At 37.3% G+C, this 24,542-nt stretch carries 27 protein-coding genes and 2 pseudogenes; 6 read left to right on the top strand and 23 right to left on the bottom strand.

The features are described from left to right. Positions 1-126: 126 nt before the first annotated feature. The 14 genes from AC012T_RS11190 to AC012T_RS11125 form a co-directional block, all read right to left on the bottom strand. Complete coding sequence (locus tag AC012T_RS11190; protein WP_487065707.1) at positions 127-258, bottom strand: hypothetical protein; 132 nt, start codon at positions 256-258, stop codon at positions 127-129. A gap of 107 nt (positions 259-365) precedes the next feature. Beyond that, complete coding sequence (locus AC012T_RS11185) at positions 366-1,166, bottom strand: DUF928 domain-containing protein (protein WP_487065705.1); 801 nt, start codon at positions 1,164-1,166, stop codon at positions 366-368. Positions 1,167-1,436: 270 nt separating this feature from the next. Continuing rightward, the gene (hypB, locus tag AC012T_RS11180) at positions 1,437-2,228 is read right to left on the bottom strand and encodes a hydrogenase nickel incorporation protein HypB (protein WP_487065703.1); all 792 of its coding nucleotides are present in this window, start codon (positions 2,226-2,228) and stop codon (positions 1,437-1,439) included. Next, entirely contained in the window at positions 2,219-2,560 is a 342-nt protein-coding gene (hypA, locus tag AC012T_RS11175) for a hydrogenase maturation nickel metallochaperone HypA (RefSeq protein WP_487065701.1), read from the bottom strand. The genes hypB and hypA overlap by 10 nt, the downstream gene beginning before the upstream one ends. A 64-nt stretch (positions 2,561-2,624) precedes the next feature. Continuing rightward, complete coding sequence (hypE, locus tag AC012T_RS11170) at positions 2,625-3,728, bottom strand: hydrogenase expression/formation protein HypE (RefSeq protein WP_487065699.1); 1,104 nt, start codon at positions 3,726-3,728, stop codon at positions 2,625-2,627. A gap of 126 nt (positions 3,729-3,854) precedes the next feature. Next, positions 3,855-4,070, bottom strand: a complete 216-nt coding sequence (locus AC012T_RS11165; RefSeq protein ID WP_487065697.1) for a tautomerase family protein — start codon at positions 4,068-4,070, stop codon at positions 3,855-3,857. Positions 4,071-4,099: 29 nt separating this feature from the next. Continuing rightward, positions 4,100-5,269: a hydrogenase formation protein HypD gene (gene hypD / locus AC012T_RS11160; protein WP_487065695.1), complete on the bottom strand. Its 1,170-nt coding sequence runs from the start codon at positions 5,267-5,269 to the stop codon at positions 4,100-4,102. Positions 5,270-5,302: 33 nt separating this feature from the next. Continuing rightward, positions 5,303-5,551 carry a HypC/HybG/HupF family hydrogenase formation chaperone gene (locus tag AC012T_RS11155; protein WP_487065693.1) on the bottom strand — a complete coding sequence of 83 codons (249 nt, stop codon included), beginning with the start codon at positions 5,549-5,551 and terminating at the stop codon, positions 5,303-5,305. Between the two features lie 59 nt (positions 5,552-5,610). Beyond that, positions 5,611-7,962, bottom strand: coding sequence for a carbamoyltransferase HypF (hypF, locus tag AC012T_RS11150; protein WP_487065691.1), 2,352 nt, complete (start codon positions 7,960-7,962; stop codon positions 5,611-5,613). A gap of 39 nt (positions 7,963-8,001) precedes the next feature. Beyond that, positions 8,002-9,159: an NHL repeat-containing protein gene (locus tag AC012T_RS11145; protein ID WP_487065689.1), complete on the bottom strand. Its 1,158-nt coding sequence runs from the start codon at positions 9,157-9,159 to the stop codon at positions 8,002-8,004. 133 nt (positions 9,160-9,292) lie between these two features. Continuing rightward, positions 9,293-10,135 (bottom strand): NifU family protein, encoded by an 843-nt coding sequence (locus AC012T_RS11140; RefSeq protein ID WP_487065687.1) that lies wholly within the window; start codon positions 10,133-10,135, stop codon positions 9,293-9,295. A gap of 224 nt (positions 10,136-10,359) precedes the next feature. Continuing rightward, the gene (locus AC012T_RS11135; protein ID WP_487065685.1) at positions 10,360-10,584 is read right to left on the bottom strand and encodes a hypothetical protein; all 225 of its coding nucleotides are present in this window, start codon (positions 10,582-10,584) and stop codon (positions 10,360-10,362) included. 8 nt (positions 10,585-10,592) lie between these two features. Continuing rightward, positions 10,593-10,856, bottom strand: coding sequence for an asr0689 family protein (locus tag AC012T_RS11130; protein ID WP_487065683.1), 264 nt, complete (start codon positions 10,854-10,856; stop codon positions 10,593-10,595). 13 nt (positions 10,857-10,869) lie between these two features. After that, positions 10,870-11,850, bottom strand: coding sequence for a hypothetical protein (locus tag AC012T_RS11125; RefSeq protein WP_487065681.1), 981 nt, complete (start codon positions 11,848-11,850; stop codon positions 10,870-10,872). Between the two features lie 711 nt (positions 11,851-12,561). Here AC012T_RS11125 and AC012T_RS11120 point away from each other — a divergent pair. The 3 genes and pseudogenes from AC012T_RS11120 (at position 12,562) to AC012T_RS11110 (ending at position 14,790) form a co-directional block, all read left to right on the top strand. Continuing rightward, positions 12,562-13,524: an NADH-quinone oxidoreductase subunit B family protein gene (locus tag AC012T_RS11120; protein ID WP_487065679.1), complete on the top strand. Its 963-nt coding sequence runs from the start codon at positions 12,562-12,564 to the stop codon at positions 13,522-13,524. A 73-nt stretch (positions 13,525-13,597) separates the two neighbouring features. Further along, positions 13,598-14,107: pseudogene (locus tag AC012T_RS11115) on the top strand (nickel-dependent hydrogenase large subunit); the annotation flags it as partial. A gap of 272 nt (positions 14,108-14,379) precedes the next feature. Then, positions 14,380-14,790, top strand: a complete 411-nt coding sequence (locus AC012T_RS11110) for a hypothetical protein (protein ID WP_487065677.1) — start codon at positions 14,380-14,382, stop codon at positions 14,788-14,790. A 186-nt stretch (positions 14,791-14,976) separates the two neighbouring features. Here the strand turns inward: AC012T_RS11110 and AC012T_RS11105 are convergent, their stop codons facing one another. Both AC012T_RS11105 and AC012T_RS11100 read right to left on the bottom strand, forming a co-directional pair. Next, entirely contained in the window at positions 14,977-15,666 is a 690-nt protein-coding gene (locus AC012T_RS11105) for a hypothetical protein (protein WP_487065675.1), read from the bottom strand. Beyond that, positions 15,663-16,136 carry an AlbA family DNA-binding domain-containing protein gene (locus tag AC012T_RS11100; protein ID WP_487065673.1) on the bottom strand — a complete coding sequence of 158 codons (474 nt, stop codon included), beginning with the start codon at positions 16,134-16,136 and terminating at the stop codon, positions 15,663-15,665. The genes AC012T_RS11105 and AC012T_RS11100 overlap by 4 nt, the downstream gene beginning before the upstream one ends. A gap of 410 nt (positions 16,137-16,546) precedes the next feature. On the opposite strand from AC012T_RS11100, the gene AC012T_RS11095 reads away from it, so the two are divergent. Then, a complete protein-coding gene (locus tag AC012T_RS11095; RefSeq protein ID WP_487065671.1) occupies positions 16,547-18,103 on the top strand; it encodes an AAA-like domain-containing protein in 1,557 nt (518 codons plus the stop codon). A 115-nt stretch (positions 18,104-18,218) separates the two neighbouring features. Here the strand turns inward: AC012T_RS11095 and AC012T_RS11090 are convergent, their stop codons facing one another. From AC012T_RS11090 to AC012T_RS11075, 4 genes are all read right to left on the bottom strand, one after another. Further along, positions 18,219-18,602 (bottom strand): type II toxin-antitoxin system death-on-curing family toxin, encoded by a 384-nt coding sequence (locus AC012T_RS11090; RefSeq protein WP_487065669.1) that lies wholly within the window; start codon positions 18,600-18,602, stop codon positions 18,219-18,221. Further along, positions 18,602-18,799 carry a DNA-binding protein gene (locus AC012T_RS11085; protein ID WP_487065667.1) on the bottom strand — a complete coding sequence of 66 codons (198 nt, stop codon included), beginning with the start codon at positions 18,797-18,799 and terminating at the stop codon, positions 18,602-18,604. Before AC012T_RS11085 ends, AC012T_RS11090 begins: the two co-directional genes overlap by 1 nt. Positions 18,800-18,883: 84 nt before the next feature. Further along, entirely contained in the window at positions 18,884-19,180 is a 297-nt protein-coding gene (locus AC012T_RS11080; RefSeq protein ID WP_487065665.1) for a hypothetical protein, read from the bottom strand. Between the two features lie 459 nt (positions 19,181-19,639). Further along, on the bottom strand, positions 19,640-20,164 hold the full coding sequence (locus AC012T_RS11075) for a DUF1993 domain-containing protein (protein ID WP_487065663.1): 525 nt from the start codon (positions 20,162-20,164) through the stop codon (positions 19,640-19,642). Between the two features lie 269 nt (positions 20,165-20,433). Between AC012T_RS11075 and AC012T_RS11070 the strand changes: the two are divergent. After that, positions 20,434-21,090: pseudogene (locus tag AC012T_RS11070) on the top strand (ATP-binding protein); the annotation flags it as partial. A gap of 462 nt (positions 21,091-21,552) precedes the next feature. Here AC012T_RS11070 and AC012T_RS11065 read toward each other — a convergent pair. The 3 genes from AC012T_RS11065 to AC012T_RS11055 form a co-directional block, all read right to left on the bottom strand. Further along, a complete protein-coding gene (locus AC012T_RS11065) occupies positions 21,553-22,410 on the bottom strand; it encodes a hypothetical protein (RefSeq protein WP_487065661.1) in 858 nt (285 codons plus the stop codon). A 198-nt stretch (positions 22,411-22,608) separates the two neighbouring features. Beyond that, the gene (locus tag AC012T_RS11060; RefSeq protein WP_487065659.1) at positions 22,609-23,124 is read right to left on the bottom strand and encodes a DUF2059 domain-containing protein; all 516 of its coding nucleotides are present in this window, start codon (positions 23,122-23,124) and stop codon (positions 22,609-22,611) included. 464 nt (positions 23,125-23,588) lie between these two features. Further along, positions 23,589-23,873, bottom strand: a complete 285-nt coding sequence (locus AC012T_RS11055; protein WP_487065657.1) for a hypothetical protein — start codon at positions 23,871-23,873, stop codon at positions 23,589-23,591. Between the two features lie 205 nt (positions 23,874-24,078). On the opposite strand from AC012T_RS11055, the gene AC012T_RS11050 reads away from it, so the two are divergent. Then, complete coding sequence (locus AC012T_RS11050) at positions 24,079-24,513, top strand: retropepsin-like aspartic protease (protein ID WP_487065655.1); 435 nt, start codon at positions 24,079-24,081, stop codon at positions 24,511-24,513. Positions 24,514-24,542 lie beyond the last annotated feature (29 nt).

Raw genomic sequence — 24,542 nt, 5'->3', positions numbered from 1 at the left:
TGCTTAGGTAAGAAACAGGGATTAGGGAAAGGGGAACAGTAAATAAGAGGAACAAAGCACAAATATTTATGCTGAGTTTTTAATCCCAGGCTATGCGAATAGATATTAGCTATTGGCTCTAATTGATTAAGAAACAGCTTTAAAAATTATACCAGCTTCTGCTGGAGATTTGAATATTGAATACCAATTGAAGATAAATTTACCAATAATGGCAGGTTGATTTAAAAGTCTGCCATAGATATCAATGCTATATACCACTGCCAACGTAGATAGTTAGTTATCGCATTGATTGTGAATATTTAAGAATTAACTTTGAATAGATTTTACAATTTAATAATTTGCTTTACAATTTTAGACATCACTAACTAATTTTCAGATTCAGATTTAGAGGAATAGGAAGAAAATTGACAACAAGAAATAACAGGCATTTGAACCAGCTTCTCTAACTGAACTGAATTTAAAATTTCTACCCATTCTGACTGTGCTTGGGAATTACGACCACGCAAATTATCCAAAATAATCAGAGTTTCATTCCAAATTCCATATTCCGTATATAATCGCGCCTGTTCTATAGAATCTTCTTTTACCTGCTGTATTTTAGCCTTTTGTTCCGAACTAAGAGGAATGACTTTAATCCAACCATTAATGTTTTTATCTAAGTCTCTATCGTCCGGATTACAAATTATCAGCATTTGCCAGCGATAACGATTATTTACTTCTAAATTGATAGTTTCAGGGATACTAACTTTAATAATTCCCGGAGTATTCACCAATGGAAAGGATGTCTGATAAACAACTTTTTCTTCTGGCTGACTTTGTGAATCAAAAAGTAAAAATATACCTTGTTTATTAATAGATTTAGGAACATAGATATAAACTATCGGATGAGAAGAGACTGTTGTCAATACATTATTACTAGGTGTCACAGCAGTCAGCCCAGTAGTATCTTTATTAAGATTTGGATCAGTACAAGCTCCCCGCGCACCTGCACCTGTAGTCCGTGAAGGCGCTCCCAAATCTTCTGCTGGTGGAAACTTGATGCTTACTTGTAACCCTTTCTGTAACTGGGCGCTACTTTTAGTGGGCAAGCTAGAAATCATCAAGACTGCTGTTAAAATAGCTAAAGTACAGGTTTTTACAGAAAAAAAGAGAATTTTTAGATTCATAAAAACTAGATTTGATTTTATTAATACAGATTTTAAAATGCTCAAAAACTTTTTTGATGCCAACAAGATAGACGTAGAATTTCTACTCCTTATCTCTTGATGTTTCTGTAATTTATTCTACAAAGGCTCAATAGGCTTTTCCAGAAACATGAAAATAATTAGTAATACCGCTACGCGCAAGCAAGCTACATAATGAAGTTTTGTAACTAAGATTTAACACAAAACTGGCAGCTTTTAAAAACTGCCAGGATTAGTTAAATATAAATTAAATTAATATTGTGTGAGGTAATTATACCAATCTTCCAAACCCACACCAGTAGTAGCGGAAAGCTGGAAAATCTGCATTTGCGGATTTACCTGTTTTGCATATTCAATGCAGCGTTGTACATCAAAATTTACATAAGGCAACAAATCAATTTTCGTGAGAATCATGACTTCACTAGCGCGGAACATATGGGGATATTTAATTGGTTTATCCTCACCTTCCGTCACCGATAAAATTACAACCTTAGCCTGTTCTCCTAAATCAAATAAAGCCGGACAAACCAAATTTCCGACATTTTCAATCATCACTACAGAGTCTAATGGTGGATTGAGTTGTTGCAAACCCCTGTCTATCATTGATGCATCTAAATGACAGCCTGTTCCTGTGTTGATTTGCACAACTTTACAGCCTGTTGATTTGATTTTTTCAGCATCATTTGTTGTTTCTTGGTCGCCTTCAATGACACTAATGGTTAATTTATCTTTTAAATCATTAATGGTGCGAGTTAATAAAGTAGTTTTTCCCGCACCTGGAGAACTCATTAAATTTAAAGCGAGAATATTTCTACCTTTAAACCAACCGCGATTTTGGGCAGCTAATAAGTTATTTTTACCTAAAATTTCTTGTTCTAAAGATATTGTTGTATTATGAACTTGGGCATGAATATTTGCAGGTTGTTCATGGTGATGTGTATGAGTTATTACAGTTCCATCTGCTAGGGTATGGGTATGATGTTCAGGTTCTAAATTAGTAATTTTTGCTTCTTGGTCATCAGAACAGCCACAAGTTACACACATAATTCTTCCACTTCAATTTCTTTAATTTTTAATTCTTCACCATTTATTATCTCTATTTGTAGACTACCACATTCACAGATTCCAAATGGTTTATCTACATAAAAAGTTTTACCGCATTGGCGACATTTAGCTGTACCCGGTATTTCTAATATTTCTAATATTGCACCTTCTACTATTGTATCTTTAGCACAAATATCAAAACAAAATTTAATCGCATCTGGCATGATTGCGGAGAGTTGACCAATTTCTAATAATACTCTTTGGACTTTTTTACCTTGGGCGTTTTCTCTAACTATGGCGATGATGTTTTGAGTTATTCCTAGTTCGTGCATAGGTTTATGATTTTATCTCTTGCAGAGACGCAGAGGGCGCAGAGAAAATAAAAATGAGCTATTTTTAACAGATTCTTGGGAGTTGGTCGCCTACTAGCATATCAACTATTCTTTCTGCACCAAAGGCGGTTTTTAATAGAACTATTCCGGGTGGTGTGGGGATAATTTCACCAATTATAGCTGCTTGTTTTCCGGCTGGGTGTGTTTTCATTGTTGATAAAATTGTGTCTGCTTTTTCTTGGGGTACTACTATTACTAGTTTTCCTTCGTTGGCTAAATATAAGGGATCTAAACCAAGTATTTCACACACTCCATTTACTTCTTCCCTAATGGGTATGGAGTTTTCATTCAGGCGAATTCCGACGTTTGCTGTGAGGGCAAATTCATTTAATACTGTGGCTAAACCTCCTCTGGTCGCATCTCTCATGGCGTGAATATTTGGGCAAATGTTGAGAATAGTGGCGACTAAATCATGTAATGGTTGACAGTCACTTTTTATATCACAATCTAATGCTAATTCTCCTCTAGCAATTAAAATTGCTGTGCCATGATTTCCTATTTCACCGTTAACAATAACGATATCTCCTGGTTGAATATTGCGGGCAGAAATATCAATACCTGTGGGAATGATACCAATTCCGGTGGTGTTAATAAATAGTTTATCGGCACAACCACGATTAACAACTTTTGTGTCACCTGTGACTATTTGTACTCCTGCTTTTTGCGCTGCTGTTTGCATACTAGTAGCTACACGACGCAATGTTTCTACTGGTAAACCTTCTTCTAATATGACGCTACAGGTAAGATATAAAGGTTTTGCCCCACTTACGGCTAAATCATTAATAGTGCCATTGATTGCTAATTCTCCTATGTCAGAACCAGGAAAAAATAAGGGATCTACAACATAAGAGTCTGTAGTAAATGCCAGTCTATCTCCATGTTGTAAAAGATTGGCTAAATTAAAGGTAGCTTGGTCTTCTAATTGGGAAAGAATGGGATTATTAAAGCTTTTAACAAAAATATCATCTATTAAATCACGCATGGCTTTACCACCACTACCATGTGCGAGATTAATATGAGTATCTCTGACTTTAGCTTGACGACGGCGAACTTGTTCAATTTTTTGAAAGAGTGGATTTTGAGATTCTTGATTATTGTAAATTTCCATATTTAACTTAATTTTTAATGGCGACTCAAAAATATTTTTGAGTACTTTAATTTTTTTTGTCTTTAGTTTTAGTTATTGATTGGTGCGTTACGCTACCGCTAACGCACCCTACAAATTATCTACAAATTATCTACCTGTTTCTTCGTGTCTACCAATGTGTTTATCTGAATGCAAAACTCCACCAACTGCCCAATTATCTCGTTCAAATTCATCAATATGAATAGTTATCCATTCAGGTTTAGTTCCTAAGGCAGAAACTAAAGCATCAGTCACAGCTTGGACTAATTTCCGCTTCTTTTCTATCGAGTGACCTTTACCAATTTGGACAGTAACAAATGGCATATAAACTTTCCTCGAATGTTACAAATTATCTAGCCCAGAGGAACACCACAAGTGGGGAGAGGTTCTTGAGTGAAGTTAACTTTTGTTTTTCTAGCAATGGTAGAAAGTCGCCCATATTTATAGTATGCTGCACAAGCACCTTCTGAAGAAACCATGCAGGTTCCAATTGGTGTTTCGGGTGTGCAAGCTGTTCCGAATACTTTACATTGCCAAGGTTTTAAAACTCCTTTGAGAATTTCTCCACATTGACAAGCTTTATGGTCTGCTATTTTTAAGTTGGGAATGGTAAATTTAATTTCAGCATCAAATTGGGAGTATTCATCTTTAATTTTAAAACCAGAATTGGGTATTTCACCTAAGCCTCTCCATTCAAAGGTTTCGCGGACGGCAAAAACTTGATTCATGGCTTGTAATGCGTTTTGGTTTCCGGCTGGTTCTACTAAGCGATTATATTGATTTTCAACTTGACAACGATTTTCTGAGATCTGTTTTAATAGCATCCAAATTGATTGGAATATATCTAATGGTTCAAAACCAGATATGACGATTGGTTTATGATATTTTTGGGAGATAAATTCATAAGGTTCAGTACCTATTACCATACTGACATGACCAGGTCCGACAAAACCATCAAGTTGTAAGTCGGGGTTATCTAATAATGCTTGCAGGGCTGGGATAACGAGAACATGATTGGAAAACATACTAAAATTAGTTATGTTTTCGGCTGCTGCTTGGAGAATGGTGAAAGCAGTACTTGGTGCGGTGGTTTCAAAGCCTAAGCCGAAGAAGACTATCTCTTTATTTGGGTTTTCTTGGGCGATTTTGAGGCTGTCTAGGGGGGAGTACACCATGCGGATGTCGGCACCCTGTGCTTTGGCTTGTAGCAGGCTGGTGGTTGAACCAGGAACGCGCATGGCATCGCCAAAGGTTGTGAAAATAATGTGAGGATTTTGGCTAAGTGCGATCGCATCATCTATTCTACCTTTAGGCATAACGCAGACTGGACACCCAGGCCCATGAATGAGTTCGATGTTATTGGGTAATATTTCTTCTATTCCGTATTTAAAAATAGAATGGGTATGTCCACCACATACTTCCATTATTTTGATGTGTTTATCTATTTTTTGACTGAGTTTGACTATTTCTTGTTGTAAGGCTTGGGCTTTTTCTGGGTTGCGAAATTCATCTACATATTTCATATTTTTATTTCTCCCGCAAAGTAAGAGAAGATTTTAAGTATAAGATTGAGCTATTTCTTGCAATAATTGTAATGTTTCTGCGGCTTCTTGTTCATTGATTCGGTTCATAGCAAAACCAACGTGAACTAATACCCAATCTCCTATACAAGCTTCTGGTGGGTGTTGTTCGTCTACGATACAAGCTATGTTTATTTGGCGTTTTACTCCTCCGATATTGACTATGGCTAGTTTATGTTCGGGGTTGCTTATTTCTGTTATTTGTCCGGGTATTCCTAAACACATTTTGATTTTCCTTGTTTGAAGATTTATCTCACGCAGAGGCGCAGAAACAACAGAGGTTTTTATGTTACTTGTTTTAAGTATTTAGCAGCAGCTATAACAGCTTGTCCTAGTGATAATCCGCCGTCATTTGCAGGTACTATGCTATGAGTGAGGACGTTTATTTCTAATTTTTCTAATTGCATTTTTACCTGTTTTAATAAAATTCGATTTTGAAATACTCCCCCTGTTAATGCTACTTGGTTAAATTCATGTTCTTGTCTAATTTTTTTAACTATTGTTACCACTGAAATAGCTAAACTTTGATGAAATTTAGCGGCTATTTCTGATGAGGAGATGTGCTGGTTTATATCATTGAGTATTTCTCGCCATGTTGAAGATGTATCTATATAATAGATATTATCTGATTTTTCAAATTTAAAGGTATAGTTTAGAGTTTCTTCATCATTGTTTAATATGTTAACATCAGCTATTGCTTCCATTTCTATGGCTGCTTGTCCTTCATAGCTAGATTCTGCTCGACAAATACCTACTGCGGCTGCAACTGCGTCGAATAGTCTCCCTACTGATGATGTCAAAGGTGAGTTAATACCTTTTTCTATAATTTGGTTAAGTAGTTTAGGGTTTTTATTTTCTAGAAATTTTATTATTTCTAAATTCCCATATTTTTGTTTTATTTCTTCCCAAGTAAGTGCTGATATCAATTGGCTATAAGTGTTACGCCAAGGTTGATAAATTGCTTGTTTTCCACCAATCATTGCTACTGATTTAAATGTGGCTAGGCGTTCAAATTGGCGATAATCTGCTAATAAAAATTCTCCTCCCCAAAGTGTAGCATCTTCACCATACCCTAAGCCATCAAATGCTATTCCTAAAACTGGTTTTGAATCTAAAGGAATATTATTTTCTGCCATACAAGCTGCTATATGGGCATGATGATGTTGAATTTGATCTAGTGGGATTTGGTTAGTTGTTGCTAGTTCTTGACCTAATTTTGCAGATAGGTATTCTGGATGTTTATCAATAGCAATTATTTCTGGTTTATGTGCAAATAAGTTTAAATATAAATTCAATGTTTCTTGATAAGCATTAAAAGCAGCAGCGTTTTCTAAATCACCTAAATGCTGTGAAAGTATGGCTTCATTTGATCGCAATAAGCAAAAGGTATTTTTCAACTCGCTACCCATTGCTAAAATTGGTGGTACTTTCTCAAATCCCGGTGGTAAAATAATTGCTGCTGGTGCATATCCCCTCGCACGTCTTAGGGTTTGGATTTTATTATCAATAACTCTCACAACAGAATCATCGACTCTGTTAACAATATCTCGATTATGTAAAATAAAATAATCAGCTATTTTAGATAATTTATCTTTTGCATCTTCATTATTTATACATTGCGGTTCATCAGAAATATTTCCACTAGTTAAGACTATTGGTACTTTCATTCTTCTGAGAATTAAATGATGCAAAGGAGTATAAGGCAGCATAAACCCAAGCTGATTTTGTCCTGGTGCTATAGAAAATGGTAACTTTTGATCATCTTTAATATTTAGTAAAACAATAGGTGCAGATGGACTTGTTAATAATTCTTGTTCTAAATCATTAATATAACAATATTCGGAAATAATATTAATATCTCTCGCCATTAAAGCAAAAGGTTTATGATAACGTTGCTTACGGTTTCTAAGTTTTATAACTGCATTTTCTAAAGTTGCATCACAAGCTACATGAAACCCACCTAAACCCTTAATAGCGACAATTTCACCCTTTTGTAATAAAGTGCAAACAGCATCTACATCATCTAACATAGAGAACATATCAGAAATGATAGGTTTCCCGTCAGCCCTTTCTAACCATGCACGAGGTCCACAAACATGACAGGCTATAGGTTGGGCATGAAAACGACGATTTTCCACATTTTGATATTCTTTTTCACACTCTCCACACATCGGAAACTTCACCATACTAGTGTTATTTCTATCGTAAGGAATAGCGCGAATAATACTCAACCGAGGACCACAATGGGTACAATTTGTAAAAGGATAACGGAAATAACGACTAAAAGGATCAAAAATCTCCTTTTGACATTGAAAACAAGTTGCAGCGTCAGGAGAAATTTCAGTTTTCACCAAACTATTAACACTACCAGAAATCACAAAGTCGTCAAAATGAAATTCACCTAAATAAGGACTTCTAATCACCTTCTTAATTCTTGCCAAAGGAGGACATTCTTGATATAGCTTTTCCAGAAATTCCGTTATTTCTTCCTCACTACCAGAAACACGAATTAAAACACCTTCACCATCATTACAAACATCACCCTTTAACCCACAAACCTTAGCCAAACGATAAACCGTAGGACGAAAACCCACACCTTGCACAGTACCACAAACTCTAATTTCCTCAATAGGCATCTTTCTTCCTTTGCGCCTTTGCGCCTTTGCGTGAGATAATCAAAACCTCCAAATCAAAACGCGATTATTCCCAGAATCAGAAATTACCGCCATTTCACCACAAACTTTAATTCCATAACACCAATTTAAACTTTGTCTTGTGGGTAGTCCAAAATTACGATTTTCGCTTTTACTAATAAAACTATCTTGTCCAATCACCAAATCAGCAACAGCACCCTGTAATAATAAAATAGATTCTAGTTTCTTCCATCCTAGCAAACGAGAATTAGCCGTATCTGCAACTATTAACCAATCTCCTGCTACATCTACCCCATAGGGCATACTTAAACTACTACCACTAGGGAAATATACCCCTTGATTCAACTCCACAGAATTGAAATTTTTTTGTCCTAAAACCACCGCACAAGGGGCATTATTTTCTGTTGGTATTCCTTCCCAAATCATCACCCGGTTATTACCTGCATCAGTGACAACTAAATTATCTTCCCAAAGGGTGATATCATGACACCAGCGCATACTAGAAGCAGTGGGAGAACCACCCCCATTTTCATTGCGAGATATCATGTCTGGTTGCCCCAAAACTATATCCGCAGGTTGACCATTTTCTGTAGGTAAATTATTCCAAATTAATAAACGTCGATTTCCGGTATCGGCTACAAATAGCTGACCTTGGTGATAGAAAACTCCGTAAGGCCAATGTAAAGTATTACCCCCAGGTTGTTGACTTCCTCGGTTGGGTTCGTTATCAATAAAATTAGCTTGTCCTAATACTAAATCTGCGGGAACATTACTATCTTCTGGGATATTATGCCAAATTAAAATACGATGGTTCCAAGCATCTGCAACGGCTAAACCATTACCACATTTACAAAGTATTGTCGGAACACTAAAAGTTGCTTTTCCTGGTATACCTTTGGCGTTTTGTCCTTCATGATAAAAGTCAGGTTGTCCTATTACCCAGTCAGCAGGTTGATGATCTTGCGTGGGTAAATTTTGCCAACCTAATAAACGATGATGTCCTGTATCTGAAACCCATAAGGGACCAGTTGGTGATAATAAACAAGCTGCACGGGGTCCAAACATTGTTGTTGGAGTAGGTGCAAGAGGAATTACTAATTGTTCTGCTGTGGTGATGTTTCCTAAAATTACTTCTGCATTTTGGAGTGAAATTGGGGATTTGAAGTCATTAATAATCATTTTAAAAAAGATAGGACTATTTAACACAATACGGTTTAGTATCAAGACATTGTTGGGTTGCGGTGTCACTTAACCCAACCTACAATTTTTCTATTCCCTGAACTGTATTGTTATTTAATACAGAAATAAAAATTTATTTTTGGTGTGAGTTTGGTACTTTGATATAAACTTTATCACCTTTAATTTTTACTGGATATGAATGGAGAGAGATGTCAGGTGTAGTTAAACATTTTCCTGTTTTTAAATCATATTGAAATTCATGTGCTGAACAGGTGATAATCCCTTTTTCTACCTTTCCTTTATCTAAGGGATAACCTAAGTGACTACAAGAGTTACGATAACAAGTAATATTTTCACCTTGACGATTTAAAATTACATCTTGATTAGCAATACGAACTGAGAAAACACTGGATTTATTAATTTGATCTATAGTTGCAACTCTCACCCAATAAGAATCTGTAGGTAAGGGAAATGGACTATTGAAATTACTTTCAGTTACATTAGGACTACTAGTAACAGCAATTACTTTTGTAATTTCTGGACAATGCTTTTTAATTGCTTGTTCTACTCCTTGGGTTAAGGTTAAGGTTGAAGATGGGCAACTACTACAATTACCAATTAACTTAACTTCAACGGTATCTGGTGGTTTTATTGCTACTAATTCTACATCCCCTTCATGGCTTTTTAAACCTGGACGTACTTCTGCAAGGGCTGTTTCAATTCGTTCTACAAGTGGAGGTTTTACTAATTCGTGATATAGCAAAACTGCATATACAATTTCATCAGATACGGCATCGCGTAAACCTGAGATATTATTTTGTTTTAGGCTTTTGATTAAATTTGTTAAAGCTGCTTTATGTAAGGCTTCAATTGCTCTTTGAAGTCCTACTGCTACGCATCTTTTACTTTCGTCCCATTCGGCAATAATAGCCTCAAAGCGGTTAATGTCTTCTACTAGTTCTTCAAGTTTATTCATTGGTTATTTTTATTTAGAGTTGAAGAGTAATAATATTCAATTTGCGTAATTAACGACTAAGAATGTAAAAAATTATGGAATAACCCCTCTCCAAACCTCTCCTCCACAGGGAGAGAGGCTTTGAAATGAAATATAATCTTTATATTATTCAATCCCACAGATAAATAAATCTGTAGGGATTGATAGTTTTGAAGTTGGCATTTTTAATTTCCTACAGGAAAGACTTATTTCATTTTGAAGTCTTTGAGAAGGAAGGGGGTAATTATACCTGTGATTAAGCTAGATACAGTTATAGGTATACATAGAGGAATTTCTGCTTGTGCTAATAGGACTAATATTAGTGTACCTATGGTACTAGCAATTGTAATTTGACCTAGGAAATTTACAGGGTCACGTAATAGTTTACCTTTGAAAAATAGTTTTATGGAAAACCAGCTAAGTTCTAACATAAATTCTCCTAATAATTAGCTAAGAAATTCAGGACTAATAATCCTAAAATGAGGACAGGAATCACGCCAGCAGGTGCAAATAAACTGCCAATAGTAGCAGCAAATTTATATCCTAAATCTTTGCCAGCTAAAATCATGCCGCCAATAGCACCACCAATCATGGAGATGATGACAGCAATGATTAACCAAGCGAATGCGGTAGTCAGATTGATATCTGTATTTAAACTATGTAAAAAGTCTCTGAGGGCTAAATTGTTGATCATGTCTGTCATGTTTGCTATCCTTTTAGTTTACAAGTGTGGCTTGTATTTCTGATGCTATTTCTTGTAGGGTTGTAGCAATTATTTCTGCTTGTTCTAGCTGTTGATGTTCTGTAAATATTTGCCAAGCTTGTTGATAATAGTTTTGTGCTTGTAAGAGGTTTTGCTGATTACCTAATTCTGGCTTTTCCGGGTTGTCGGGTAAGTTGAAGAGAGCATTAGCTTTGTTGGAAATTGTGTTAGCATATTCTACGGGTGTATCTTTGAAGTTACGCACTTTCAAGGCTTCGTTGTAAGCGGAAATAGCCCGCAAGTTGTTTTCTACAGGATGAGAACTCACTAAATATTGCAAAGCATTACCTAAGTTGTTTTGCAACATTGCATATTCCCTGGGGTGGTCAATGAGGTTAATATGCTTGAGGGCGACTTCAAAGGACTGGACAGCAAGACCTTGACGCAGATATTCCCGTTCTGATGCCATTGGCATAGAAAGATATGCGATCGCTATATTGTTATATAAAATCGCGTATTCTTGTGGGTATTCTTGCCACGTAAACACCCGCAAAGCCTCATGATAAGCTTGGATGCTGTCGGTTATCCGTGCTAAATTATAGGGAACTAGGGACTGTAAAACTAACCCCAAATTCATCTGCACTTCTGCCACTTCCACCGGCGCAGCTAACTGTTGTAAAATGGGCAAAGCCTCCTCATAGCCTATTTTCGCCTGTTGTAGCAGTTCAGTTCCCGTATCAGGAATCATCTGTAGAGTCCCCGACATTCCCACTTGGGCGCGGGCTTTAAGCAGCGGATAGTTGTCACCACACATATCATAGGCACGATAAAACAAACCCACTGCATTTCGCAAGTCTTGGGCAGTTTTCGGCTTTTTTTGGAAGCCTTGCGCCATTTCAATCAGCATTTGAATTTTTTCTTCTTCTGTAGCTGATTCCGAAGCAATGGCTATAATAGCCGCTTTGACGGCTGAATCTGTAATACTAGGGTTCATAATCGGCGTACTTTAGCCAGTTGGGGAATTGAGTCATCAACGCCCACACACATAGATGCGGGGCTATAAACTAAGCCGATTTACGCAGGTTTTGAGTCAACAGATTCCCCAATTTCAGACCATTTTCACGAATTAGAAAGGTGGAAAACAGAGAAGCTTAAATTTCAATTAACGAGTATTTTTACCCAAAAATATCAAAGTATGCTTCCTTATTTACCCGAATCAATCTTCATCACTATAAAGTACTCTATTGATAAAATTCTAGAGGGAAATTACCAAGATTAATATGAGTTTTAATTAATTTAAAGTTTCCCTAACTGTTTTTGGTATCACTAGTTTACCAATTAGGGATGAATTGGATATTTTGTAGACTTAATTATATATAATTTCCTTGATTATATCATCAAACGACAACTATTATCCCTATAAATTATTTAATTTATTGCATAAGTTCCTCAAAAAATCTGTTTTTTATATCCAATTACTTAAAAAAATAACAATCATTTTATTTTCTAGTAAAATAAATTTTTATTTAAGCATATTGAATTTAATCAAAAAATCTCTAAAATGAAAGTTATCAATACTTATAAGCAAGTCCAACTCTACAAATCTCTTCACAAAAGAAGTTGATGCAGATGAAAAAACTGTACATCCTGAACTTCTTTAATTTCTTGAACTGTTCATGGTAAACAATAGTAAAATACATAGCCAATGACTAACGTACTCTGGCTGCAAGGTGGTGCTTGTTCAGGTAACACCATGTCATTTCTCAATGCTGAAGAACCAACAGTTTGTGATTTAATTGCTGACTTTGGGATTAATATTCTTTGGCATCCTTCTTTGGGAGTGGAACTAGGCACAAACTTACAAACCCTGCTTTGGGAATGTGTTTTAGGTAAAACTCCTCTGGATATTTTGGTATTTGAAGGTAGCGTAGTTAATGCACCTAATGGAACAGGTGAATGGAATAGATTTGCAGACCGTCCCATGAAAGATTGGTTAACAGATTTAGCCCAAACTGCTAAATTTATTGTTGCCGTGGGAGACTGTGCAACTTGGGGTGGAATTCCAGCCATGTCACCCAACCCCAGCGACTCTAAAGGACTACAATTTCTCAAACGTGAAGAAGGGGGTTTTTTAGGTAAAGATTTCGTCAGCCAAGCCGGTTTACCTGTGATTAATATTCCTGGTTGTCCAGCACATCCTGATTGGATAACGCAGATATTAGTAGCGATCGCCACAGGTCGCATTTCTGATATAGTTCTCGATGAACTTCACCGTCCCCAAACCTTCTTCAACACCTTTACCCAAACAGGTTGTACCCGTAACATCCACTTTGCTTACAAAGCCACAACCGCCGAATTTGGACAACGTAAAGGCTGCTTATTCTACGACTTAGGTTGTCGTGGCCCCATGACTCACTCCTCCTGTAACCGCATTCTCTGGAACCGCGTCTCCTCCAAAACCCGCGCCGGAATGCCCTGTTTAGGTTGCACAGAACCCGAATTTCCATTTTTTGACCTCAAACCCGGAACTGTCTTCAAAACTCAAACCGTCATGGGAGTCCCCAAAGAAATACCCCCCGGAGTCAACCATAAAGATTACGCAGTCCTCACCGTGGTTGCAAAAAATGCAGCCCCAAAATGGGCAGACGAAGACTTTTTTACTGTTTAGGTAATGGGACTGGAAGATAAATTTCTTTACCTGTTCCCTATTCTCTATTCCCTATTCCCTATTCCCTATTATTATGCCAATTCAAACCTTAGATATTTCCCCCGTCGGTAGAGTCGAGGGGGATTTAGATGTCCGTGTCGAAATTGATAATGGATATGTCACAAACGCTTGGACTCACGCTGAACTTTTTCGCGGCTTTGAAATTATTTTACGCGGAAAAGATCCCCAAGCTGGATTAATTGTTACACCCCGAATTTGTGGGATTTGTGGTGGTTCTCACCTCAGTTCTGCATCTTGGGCATTAGATACAGCTTGGGGAACAGAAGTTCCTCGTAATGCAATTTTGGCGAGAAACTTAGGTCAAATTGTCGAAACAATTCAAAGCATTCCTCGCTATTTTTACGGTTTGTTTGCCATTGATTTAACTAATAAAAATTATCGCCGTAGTCATTTCTATGATGAAGCTTGTCGGCGCTTTGCTGCTTTCACAGGTAAATCCTATGAAATCGGGATTACAATTTCTGCTAAACCTGTCGAAATCTACGCTTTATTAGGAGGACAATGGCCGCACAGCAGTTATATGGAAATAAATTGGGGAATTGCTTATATAGTAGGGATTTGCAAGGATAGGTTGAATGATTCCCTGGCTTTTCCTTAAATTAGGCAGTAAATCCATTTATTTTTCTATGCTAACAGTTATTTGGTTTTCTCAAGCGTTACCTAATTTTTCCCTAAATCTAGATTAGCGATGCCTTCAGCGATTCCTAGGTCGCGCTTCTCTACGAGACGCTACGCGAACGCGATCGCATAACTATGGTAAATTTTTAGTACGCGAATAATCCAATCTACCCTATTATGAATTTCAAACGATGGCAGGAACTCAAGCAAATCCTCACTGAAGAAAAAGATTTGTCTAACATCTGGACATATTACATGGATCATTTTGCGGATCATCCCAAATTCATCAACTTGGGTGAACGTGTCCAGAATCAATATATCGACGCAGTTGTCAAAAAAACCTGTCAACAACTATTTGGTCAAAACGTCAAAATTACCAATTCTCTCCTCATCTATATTCCCCGACATCAATTTTTCCATGGCCCATTCCAAGCAAGCCGACGAATTGGTGGTGTGATTTTCTTTGAAGATATCAAAGTCGGTTTAATGGCTGTTTCCGCACAGTTTCCCCCAACTAGTGAGGTGAAATATTCCCGGTTTACCGAAGTCATGGATCTATCACCACCAACAGGTCATGATTTAAATTGAAGGGATAAAGTGTATTTTTATTTGCTATGTTTATAGATAAATATCCTTAGGTATCGAGTTAAAGCTATGGCGAGAGAAAAAGGGTGATCCACAAACTGAGGGTATTGAGCAATTAGAATCCTATTTAGGGCGTTTGGGATTAGATTTTTGTGGTTATTTGTGTTTGACAGGTTTTTGTTATGTGTTTCAGAAAAAACGAATATTCATCAACTTCAACTGTTCAAAAGTTATTGATGTCCTTTTTGAAGAAATAGAAATTGTAAGTGTTAAATCTTTAGGGATTGTAAGATTATCAGCATAAGCCGTACCGTATAATAAGATATCTTGGCTAATCTTACTACCAATGTAGAAAGACTCTGAACAAATATGTCTGCCAGGTTGCATATCTCCAAAATCAATTTTAATTATCTTCCTTTCAAAAGTATTTTCAATACTGACATCTCCAGGATTTTTATGAATGGATCGAATACCTTTTAAAAATGCAGCGTTTGCAAATCTTTTTTTGCTGGGTCGTGGTGGCAAATCAGATTCTTCAAAGGCTACGATTTCATCCTGGTTGGGAACTGTCAGCTCAACGCGCACATTTTTGGCAACAACCTTGCCAGCGTTTTTAACAGCTAATCGCACAGGTTGACAAAGCCGACGAATATACTCATGGTCAGCTAGTTCGCGATAAAAATTGGAATTAACCTGATCGAGTATGTGAGATTGCCAGACTTCATTCCTGGGACTAGGCAAATCAGGAATTGAATACTTCGATGGCATTTCGTAATACTCAGATTTCCAATCAAGTGAATAACCTATAGGCATTCCAGTTTCTATACCGCAGAACTGAACAGAGAGTAAAGCATCTTCATGAGATGATCCTATTCTCATTGTTGCGATCTCATCAGGCAATGCAGGCTTTGTAGGATCAGTAGAACTTCCCCTGCGAACATAAACCTCATTTTTTTAAGCTTTCCGTAATCACGCTTCAAATAGATAGGTCTTATTTGTTCTTCAATATTTATGATACCAATTTGCTTCCCTTCAAAACAGAATGCTTCATATTGAAAATTAACTGGATAATTAGTTAAGTTGTTGACAAACTGTTGAAGTGCATGATCTTGTAAATGGTCATTCGGAGAAATGCCTATTATTTTTCCACGACCACCTCGAATATCTTCTACTCCTATAAGGATGTATGCAGTAGTTCTACGCCAAGCGTTGGCAAAACCTAAAATGTCTTTAAGTAACTCTGACTTTTCTTCATCGGTTACTTTTGAAAACAAATACTGCTCTTTCTTAAAGTCAAGAGTGTTTCCTTCTTCTTCGTACAAAAGCTGTTCAAATTGATCTTGATTCATAGCTTACGACTAGTTAATGGCCATTGCTTCATATTTTCGCTTATCGAATAATTCTGTGATGGGTCGTTTTAGTCCGCCTAACTATTTATTGTATTTTATTAGACGAAACATTCCGTCTATCACACCAACAGAGCAAATAAAGCGTTACAGATACTTTAGTCATAATATTAAGAACTTTTCAGTATATCGTTAATATCCACCTATTATACGGAATTGTTCTGGATAACTACCCAAATATGTATGGATAGCAATAAATTTTCTGGACATCATCCTTTTCCGGGTATATAGACGGAATGATTCGGTATATCTACCCGATGTCTAAACAAACAAAAATCCCCAATTAGCCCTTCCTGCCATCCTCAACTGCAAAATCGTCTAAACTTAAAGTGTCCGCTAACTGCCAAAATCTCATGTCTCGCTGGTTTAATATCGCAGGTCCTTGTAAAGAAGATATCCACTATATGCTCTCTCCAACAATACGATTACCAGATTTGGAGGAGCTAATTCAACAACAAAGCTATTTTGTCCTTCATGCACCACGACAAACGGGGAAAACAACAGCAATGTTAGCCCTAGCGCAGCAACTTACCGCCACAGGAAATTATGCAGCAGTGATGGTATCAGCAGAAGTAGGAAGTGCATTTAATCATGATCCCAATGCAGCAGAATTAGCGATTTTGGGAACTTGGTATGATACAATAGATATTCGTTTACCTAAAGAATTACAACCACCTGTTAAACAATGGCAACAGGAAGAACCAGGAAACAGAATTAAGGCTTTTTTACAAAATTGGGCAAAAGTTTCACCCCGACCTTTAGTATTATTTATAGATGAAATTGATTCTTTACAAGACCAAACTCTAATTTCTGTACTCAGACAATTAAGAGATGGTTTTCCCAATCGTCCAGAAAATTTTCCTTCATCGTTAGGATTAATTGGTTTACGAGATGTGCGAGATTATAAAATAGCATCAGGTGGTAGTGATAGATTAAATACATCTAGTCCTTTTAATATTAAAGTTAGTTCTATTACTCTGCGAAATTTTAATATTGCAGAAGTAGGAGAATTATATCAACAACATACAGCAGCAACAGGACAAATTTTCACACTAGAAGCTATAGAAACAGCATTTGATTTAACTCAAGGACAACCTTGGTTAGTGAATGCTTTGGCTAAAGAAGTTGTCGAAAAAATGGTTAAAGATAGAAAACTTGCGATTACAAAAGAACATATTTTAAAAGCCAAAGAAATATTAATTACCCGTCAAGATACTCATTTAGATAGTTTAGCTGAAAGGTTACGAGAACCAAGAATTAAAGCTATTATTGAACCAATGTTGGCAGGTTTGGAATTAGGAAATATACCTAATGATGATATTCAATTTGTGATTGATTTAGGATTATGTAAAATGCACCCCTACGGAGGTTTAACCATTGCTAATCCCATTTATCGGGAAGTTTTACCCAGGGTGTTAACCGTGACACCAATGGCTTCTTTACCAATGATTGCACCGACTTGGTTAACTGCGGAAGGTGAATTAAATATAGATGCTTTATTAACTGCATTTCTCAAGTTTTGGAGACAGCATGGAGAACCGTTATTAGGTAGCACTGGCTATCATGAAATTGCACCGCATATCGTATTAATGGCTTTTTTACATCGTGTTGTTAACGGTGGGGGAATTTTAGAAAGGGAATATGCAATTGGTAGCGACAGAATGGATTTATGTCTGCGTTACAAAGGTGTCACGTTAGGTATTGAGTTAAAGGTGTGGAGAGATAAAAAGCGTGATCCGCAAACTGAGGGGATTGAACAGTTAGAATCTTATTTAGGGCGTTTGGGGTTAGATTTTGGTTGGTTGTTTGTGTTTGATAGGCGTAAAAATGCCCTACCAATGGAAGAACGGTTATCAACTGAGGTTGTGGTGACGGAAAATCAACGTCGGATTACTGTAATTCGGGCTTGAGTATTATATTTTTCTCACATAAAGGCACAGAGAGGAGAACGCAAAGAGGGAATTTTAGCGAACTGCTTGCAGCAGCGTCTGCGCTATCGCATTTCTCAAAGATGTTTAATAACCATTAGCTGGCTGTTGTGTTATTTTGCAACCATTCTACAAATTCCTCACGTTCTAGCTTACTTGATGCGATCGCCAACACTACACGCTCTTGTTCATCTACAGAGGCGTTAATTTCTACCCCATTCAGCACCAGAAAAGTCTCAGTTGCTGCATGGCCTGTACGTTTGTTTCCGTCTACAAATGGATGATTCATGATAATCGAAAACCCTAATGCGGCTGCTTTTTCCAGCAAGCTTGGGTACAGGTCTTCTTTGTCAAACGTCATTCGAGGCTGTGCGATCGCCGACTCCAGTAAGCCTATATCCCGGATACCCGATGTTCCACCAGATTGGTTAATAATTCTGCGATGCAGTTCCAACACCTCAATCAATGTCAAATAACGCATTAGGCTAAACGCTTGTATAATTCGGCATTTTTATTTAGTACATAATCGGCTGCATCAATAAACTCACTTGTTTGCGAATTTAGCCAATCCTCAAAGCTTGACTTTAACAGGATTTCAAGGGGAATTTCATGAGCTTTTGCTAATTCCTGTAGCTTTTGGAATTGGCTGTCTGAAAGGTCAATGGTGATAGAAGCCATAGCGATCATTTTCCTAAAATTTCTAGGTAAAGTTTAACATTCACATTAACTCAGGTAGTAATAACGTCACTTTTCTCAAAGAGATTAAACAGTAGGTTCATATTTATAACTTATTTCAAGAGCATTGCAAAAGCTATTTAGTTGATGAAGCAAAGCATTATAGTAAACGTAAGCATCCTCTCGTTTATCTTGGAGATCAGCATATAAAGTTAACTCTGGTTCTGGTGCTAAGTGATCTTTGGGGATATCTAAACCTGCTTCAGTTAAGCGTATTGCGGCAATTGCAATTAATAATGCTCCAATTGTATTAGATTCACCATTGTAAAGATCATTCAGTCCAGGTAATATTGTTTCTGCACCTGGTAACTCATTGAGATTCATGATTGATTTTCCTCCAGGTTATTTTCACAACGTTCAATAAATTTCTCGACTCTGCTTTTAAGGATATCAGGGTTTAGAGAGGGAAATCTGATTAGTTCAGGTGCTTCCATTAATGCACCCTACAGGATAGGCGATCGCACTGTTATATAAAGCATTATAACTAATTAGTCATAGTAAAATGCATTACCCATGAAAAAACGCTGATCTCTCTAGATTGTAATAACGGAAAATCAACGTAATACTGTGGTTATGGCATAATGTGAGAGCCTAGAAATGTATGCTAAAGAGGCTCGGAAAACTGAGTAATCTTCTGTTTATATATCCAGAAAAGAGTTCCCAAATACTGCCATCAAAACACCAGCTAAACCATAAGTACCTGACAGTTTTATAGCTTGGTTCAGAGGTTGAGTAACGATTGGCGACAAAAATTATCCTAGAATTTCCATTACCTTGCGATTGTTAGCCATTGCCTTGATGCTTGAGAAAAGGTACTAAGTGCATCATAAAATCTCGCTTACCTATTGGCGCTCCTGCCATCCGTAGAATATTGTACGCCGTTGTGATATGAAAATAAAAGTTAGGCATGAGAAAATCATCTACATAGGAAAGTCCAGATAATTCTATGTATAGCCCTTCTCCAAGATCCATCCGATGGAGTTCTGACAACTTAGAATCAGCAACATTGATACTTGCTAACAACTCCTTAGTTGATGAAATATGACCACGCGCTTCAGCTAAAGATGCAATATTTGGATTCAAGTTGTTTGCTGGTTGTCCTAAACACCACAAGGCAAAATTACGGGGTTGATTGCAAACAAAAGCTATTTGTGTGCTAAAAGGCAACATATCAGGTGCAATGCGACGTTGCAATATAGACTCTACATCATCAGCAAAATGAATCTCTGCTACTTCTAATAGATGACTCAAGGTATCCAGCCGAGAACTGAAGATATTTTGTAATTCTATGATTTTCTGATTTTGCATACAATTTTATTAAGACGAATTAATCATATACAGTATAACTAACTATTGCTGATCATCACCTTTTCCTTCCTGCTATTCCCAACCCGAAAATCATCTACAATCAAAATGTCCACTAAATAATAAAACTATGATATCTCGCTGGTTTAATATTGCAGGGCCTTGTAAAGAAGATATCCACTATATGCTCTCTCCAACAATACGATTACCAGATTTGGAGGAGCTAATTCAACAACAGAGTTATTTTGTCCTTTATGCACCGCGACAAACAACGAGTTAAAAATATTATTGAACCGATTTTAGCAGGGCAAACATTGCCCGATACTCTAGCAGATGATCGCCAATATTTAATTGATTTAGGATTATTGCGACGTGATCCGGCGGGAGGATTGGTTATTTCTAACCCGATTTATCGTGAAGTTATTCCCTGTGTTTTAGTACAAGGAACTCAGGATAGTTTACCTCTGATTAGTCCGAGTTGGTTGACTGCAAATGGTGAATTAAATATTGATGCTTTACTGGCAGCATTTCTCAAATTTTGGCGACAACATGGAGAACCATTATTAAGTAGTGCTGCTTACCATGAAATTGCCCCTCATATTGTATTAATGGCTTTTTTACATCGTGTGGTTAATGGTGGGGGAATTTTAGAAAGGGAATATGCAATTGGTAGCGATCGCATGGATTTATGTCTGCGTTACAAAGGTGTCACGTTAGGTATTGAGTTAAAGGTGTGGAGAGATAAAAAGCGTGACCCCCAAACTGAGGGGATTGAACAGTTAGAATCTTATTTAGGGCGTTTGGGGTTAGATTTTGGTTGGTTATTTGTGTTTGATAGGCGGAAAAATGCCTTACCAATGGAAGAACGGTTATCAACTGAGGTTGTGGTGACGGAAAATCAACGTCGGATTACTGTGATTCGGGCTTAAGTATTTTGAATGATTGATTTTTGTGGATATTGAGCGATCTGCTTGCAGCAGCGCTTCGCTATCGCCCTCAATACCAAAATATCTCAATATTGTCTGCTCCAATAGACATCTTCGGGAATGAATATAGACATGGAACGTCTCTACAAGGGTTTCAAGTCACGCACATTTAATTCTCACCAGATGTCTAATGAGGTAAAAATTTATCTGCGTACCCTGCGGGAAGCAAGCTATATCTGCGTCCATCTGCGGTTAATTCTGTTTTTATAGAAGTATTGATTTATTTGAAAATTGAGCAATTAGCGATCGCACTAGCATCTCGTAGAGAAGCGCGACCTAGGAATCGCATTTCTCAAAGATGTTTAACAACCCGATTCACCTACCCAAGTAACTTCTCGTGGCTAGTACAGTCGAATTTCCCTTTTCTGATGATGAAGCATTATCCACAATTCCTATCATTCTGAGTTATGGTTTTTTCAAACGCTCCGGCACTATATCAATCTCCGTTACCGAATAAGGTTTACCATTTAAGCACTTACGGAATTCATCCCTCACTTTTAGCCCACTATGCCACATGGTCTTAGCAACAGACTTACCATCTATTTTTACATCAAAGTTCTGGACATCTTCTATCCCCGCTAAAGCTGCATCAATTGTCGGTACAGCAAAAGCAATCACCCCAAATGGCATATCTGGCATTGTGTAATTGAATGCCTTGACAGTAGCAGGGGGGTCATTGTTTTGAATCAAAGTAACCGTGATTGTTTGTATCGTTTTAGGTCTAGGAATACTTTCGGTTGCAAATGTCAGGAGAGCAAACTTTTCGTTGCCACTTGGCCCTAACAAATTGATCATGACTGGGGCATCTTTAGCTTCTGGATCCATTGATGCCTTGAAAAAGGATGCAACACAAGAGCCACCTAGTTTTATCCCCTCTAACCTTGAAGTAGGAAAAAGCTTCCAACTCCCCGATAGATATTTCAGATACTTTGGATCTTGCAATAAATTAGCTTGTTGTTGCAAATTGATCATGGCAGAAGCGGCTTGAAACTGTAGAGCCGCAAACTTAGGGTCATAATAACTAGAACGAGAATTATCACTCCCTCTATCTTCTGGCTCCTCTTGATAATTCGGGTCTCTGTCACAAAGGAGAACAGATGCCACACCATACCCACCTTGGGTTTCCCCAACCACTATCTCTCCAGGACCAGCGCCACCGCAAGCATATTCAGCTTTTGCTTTCGGCGCAAGGAAAGTCATAATGAAAACAATAGAAAAACTAACTGGTAAACCTTTGCAGAACAAGTCTTTAGATAAATTCATCTTTGAAATTTCAAGCTGAGGTTAATGTGAATTTTTTAAGCCGTTGCCGTTACCAAGAATTCAATCTGCATAACGGTTAAATTGAGCGGCTAGGCTGTAGCCTAGCTTACCGCAAGTATCGCTCTCAACTTAAAACTAAAATATCATATTTGTCCGCTCCAATGTTTTTTTATAGCCCTTCTAAATGGGGCTGGAAGTCTAGTCTGGTGGTAAACTTATTTTGCCATTATTATAGTTATCCCACAATTCAAATCCCATTTTGAATCTTTGTTGAGATGTATCCATATATGCTTGAACTTCAGACTTCAACAACTTTTTCATCACAGGTTGCTTTGATAACTTTAACAGTTCCTTTAATTCATCTTCCGAAAAATCGGCTTCCAGTTTTGCTGCATAGGCATCTTGGAAGTGTCTCCACCCAATTTCTCGGACAAACATCTTCCTAAACCTTGTATAAAGCTTAAAATCGTCGCCGTTACCAATTAGCGTGCCTATCAAGTGGTCGAAGTGGGTATCGTATCTTTTTGCGATTCCTGTCTCTAGTAGTACCTGGGTTGCTAATTTATACTTGGAGGTTTCTCTGGCAAATGTTTTGGATTGGTATTCAACTAAAGGGGGTTGTTGAGAATACGCTACATATACCGTGAAGAAGGTCAAGCAGACAACCAGTAACAATCCGAGCAACCTTGAAAATTGTAACTTTACTTTTAACATGGGAATTTAAGTACCTAAAGTTCGATATACAATTACACGAACAATCTAATCCAAATTGCGGCTCAATTCTGCTGTTATATTAGTTCTATGTAAATGAAACCGACCACTTTTGGTTGCCTAATAGTCAAACCGATACGTATAAAAGTTAATTAAACACCTGAAACCTCTCAATATTTTCAGCATTATTACTTAGTGATACAATGAGCATGACTTTAATTTGCTGAAAATAATCTTCAATTAACAAAATCAATCTCCTCTATAGACTCTTTCATTTGTTGTAAATGTGTCAACATTCGAGATTCGCAAATCCATTCATCAAAATCAAAATTATGGGATAATTCATCATTATTAAAGCGGTTTATAAATTCCTTTAAGGAAGCACAAGAAGATGGAAATTGAGCGATCGCAACGCACTACCCAGAAATCGCACTTTTCAAACACCCTCTAACGATAAGGTTAGATGGCTAATATTTATAACTTAGTTCAAGTGCATTGCAAAAGCTATTTAGTTGATTAAGCAAAGCATTATAGTAAACGTAAGCATCGTCTCTTTGATCTTGGAGATTAGCATATAAAGTTAACTCTGGTTCTGGGGCTAAGTGATATTTGGGAATATCTAAATCTGCTTCAGTTAATCGTGTTGAGGCGATCGCAATTAATAATGCTCCAATTGTATTAGATTCACTATTGTGAAGATCATTCAGTCCAGGTAATATTATTTCTGCACCTGGTAACTCATTGAGATTCATGATTGATTTTCCTTCAGGTTATTTTCACAACGTTCAATAAATTTCTCGATTCTACTTCTAAGAATATCCAGGTTAAGAGATGGGAATTTAAACTAGAACTCCTGTCATTTCCCTACATATCGCTTATGATAAATCTATTATTGTATATCTCAAAGTTTAAAATATGTCACTCGCTTGATTCAGGATCACCAAGAGGCATCTACTGATGGCTAGTACAGTGGAATTTCCCTTTAATGATGATGAAGCATTACCCACAATTCCTATCATTCTGAGTTATGCAAACTCTTCTGTTTCTGCAAATGCCCTGCTGGATACTGGGTCTACTGTCAATGTCTTACCTTATGATATTGGGTTACAATTAGGCGCAATTTGGGATCAACAAACTGTCCGCTTGCCATTAGCTGGAAATCTTGCAAAGGTTGAAGCACGGGGGTTATTTGTGCAAGTTCAAATTGGGAATCTTGAACCCGTTCGTCTAGCATTTGCCTGGGTAGAAGCCTCTCATGTACCCTTGATACTTGGGCAAACGAACTTTTTTCGAGAATTTGATGTTTGTTTTGAGCGAACTGCTTGCAGCAGCGCTTGCGTGATCGCACTAAGCGACCAGAAGGCTAACGGCCTTGAATTGAGGGGTGGCTAGTAAAGTAAGCAAAACAGACCGCGTGTGCC

It is taken from the genome of Anabaena sp. EIM26, assembly GCF_057568715.1.
Note: the sequence above shows the minus strand (reverse complement) of the source record. Positions and strands in the feature narration are given on the sequence as shown.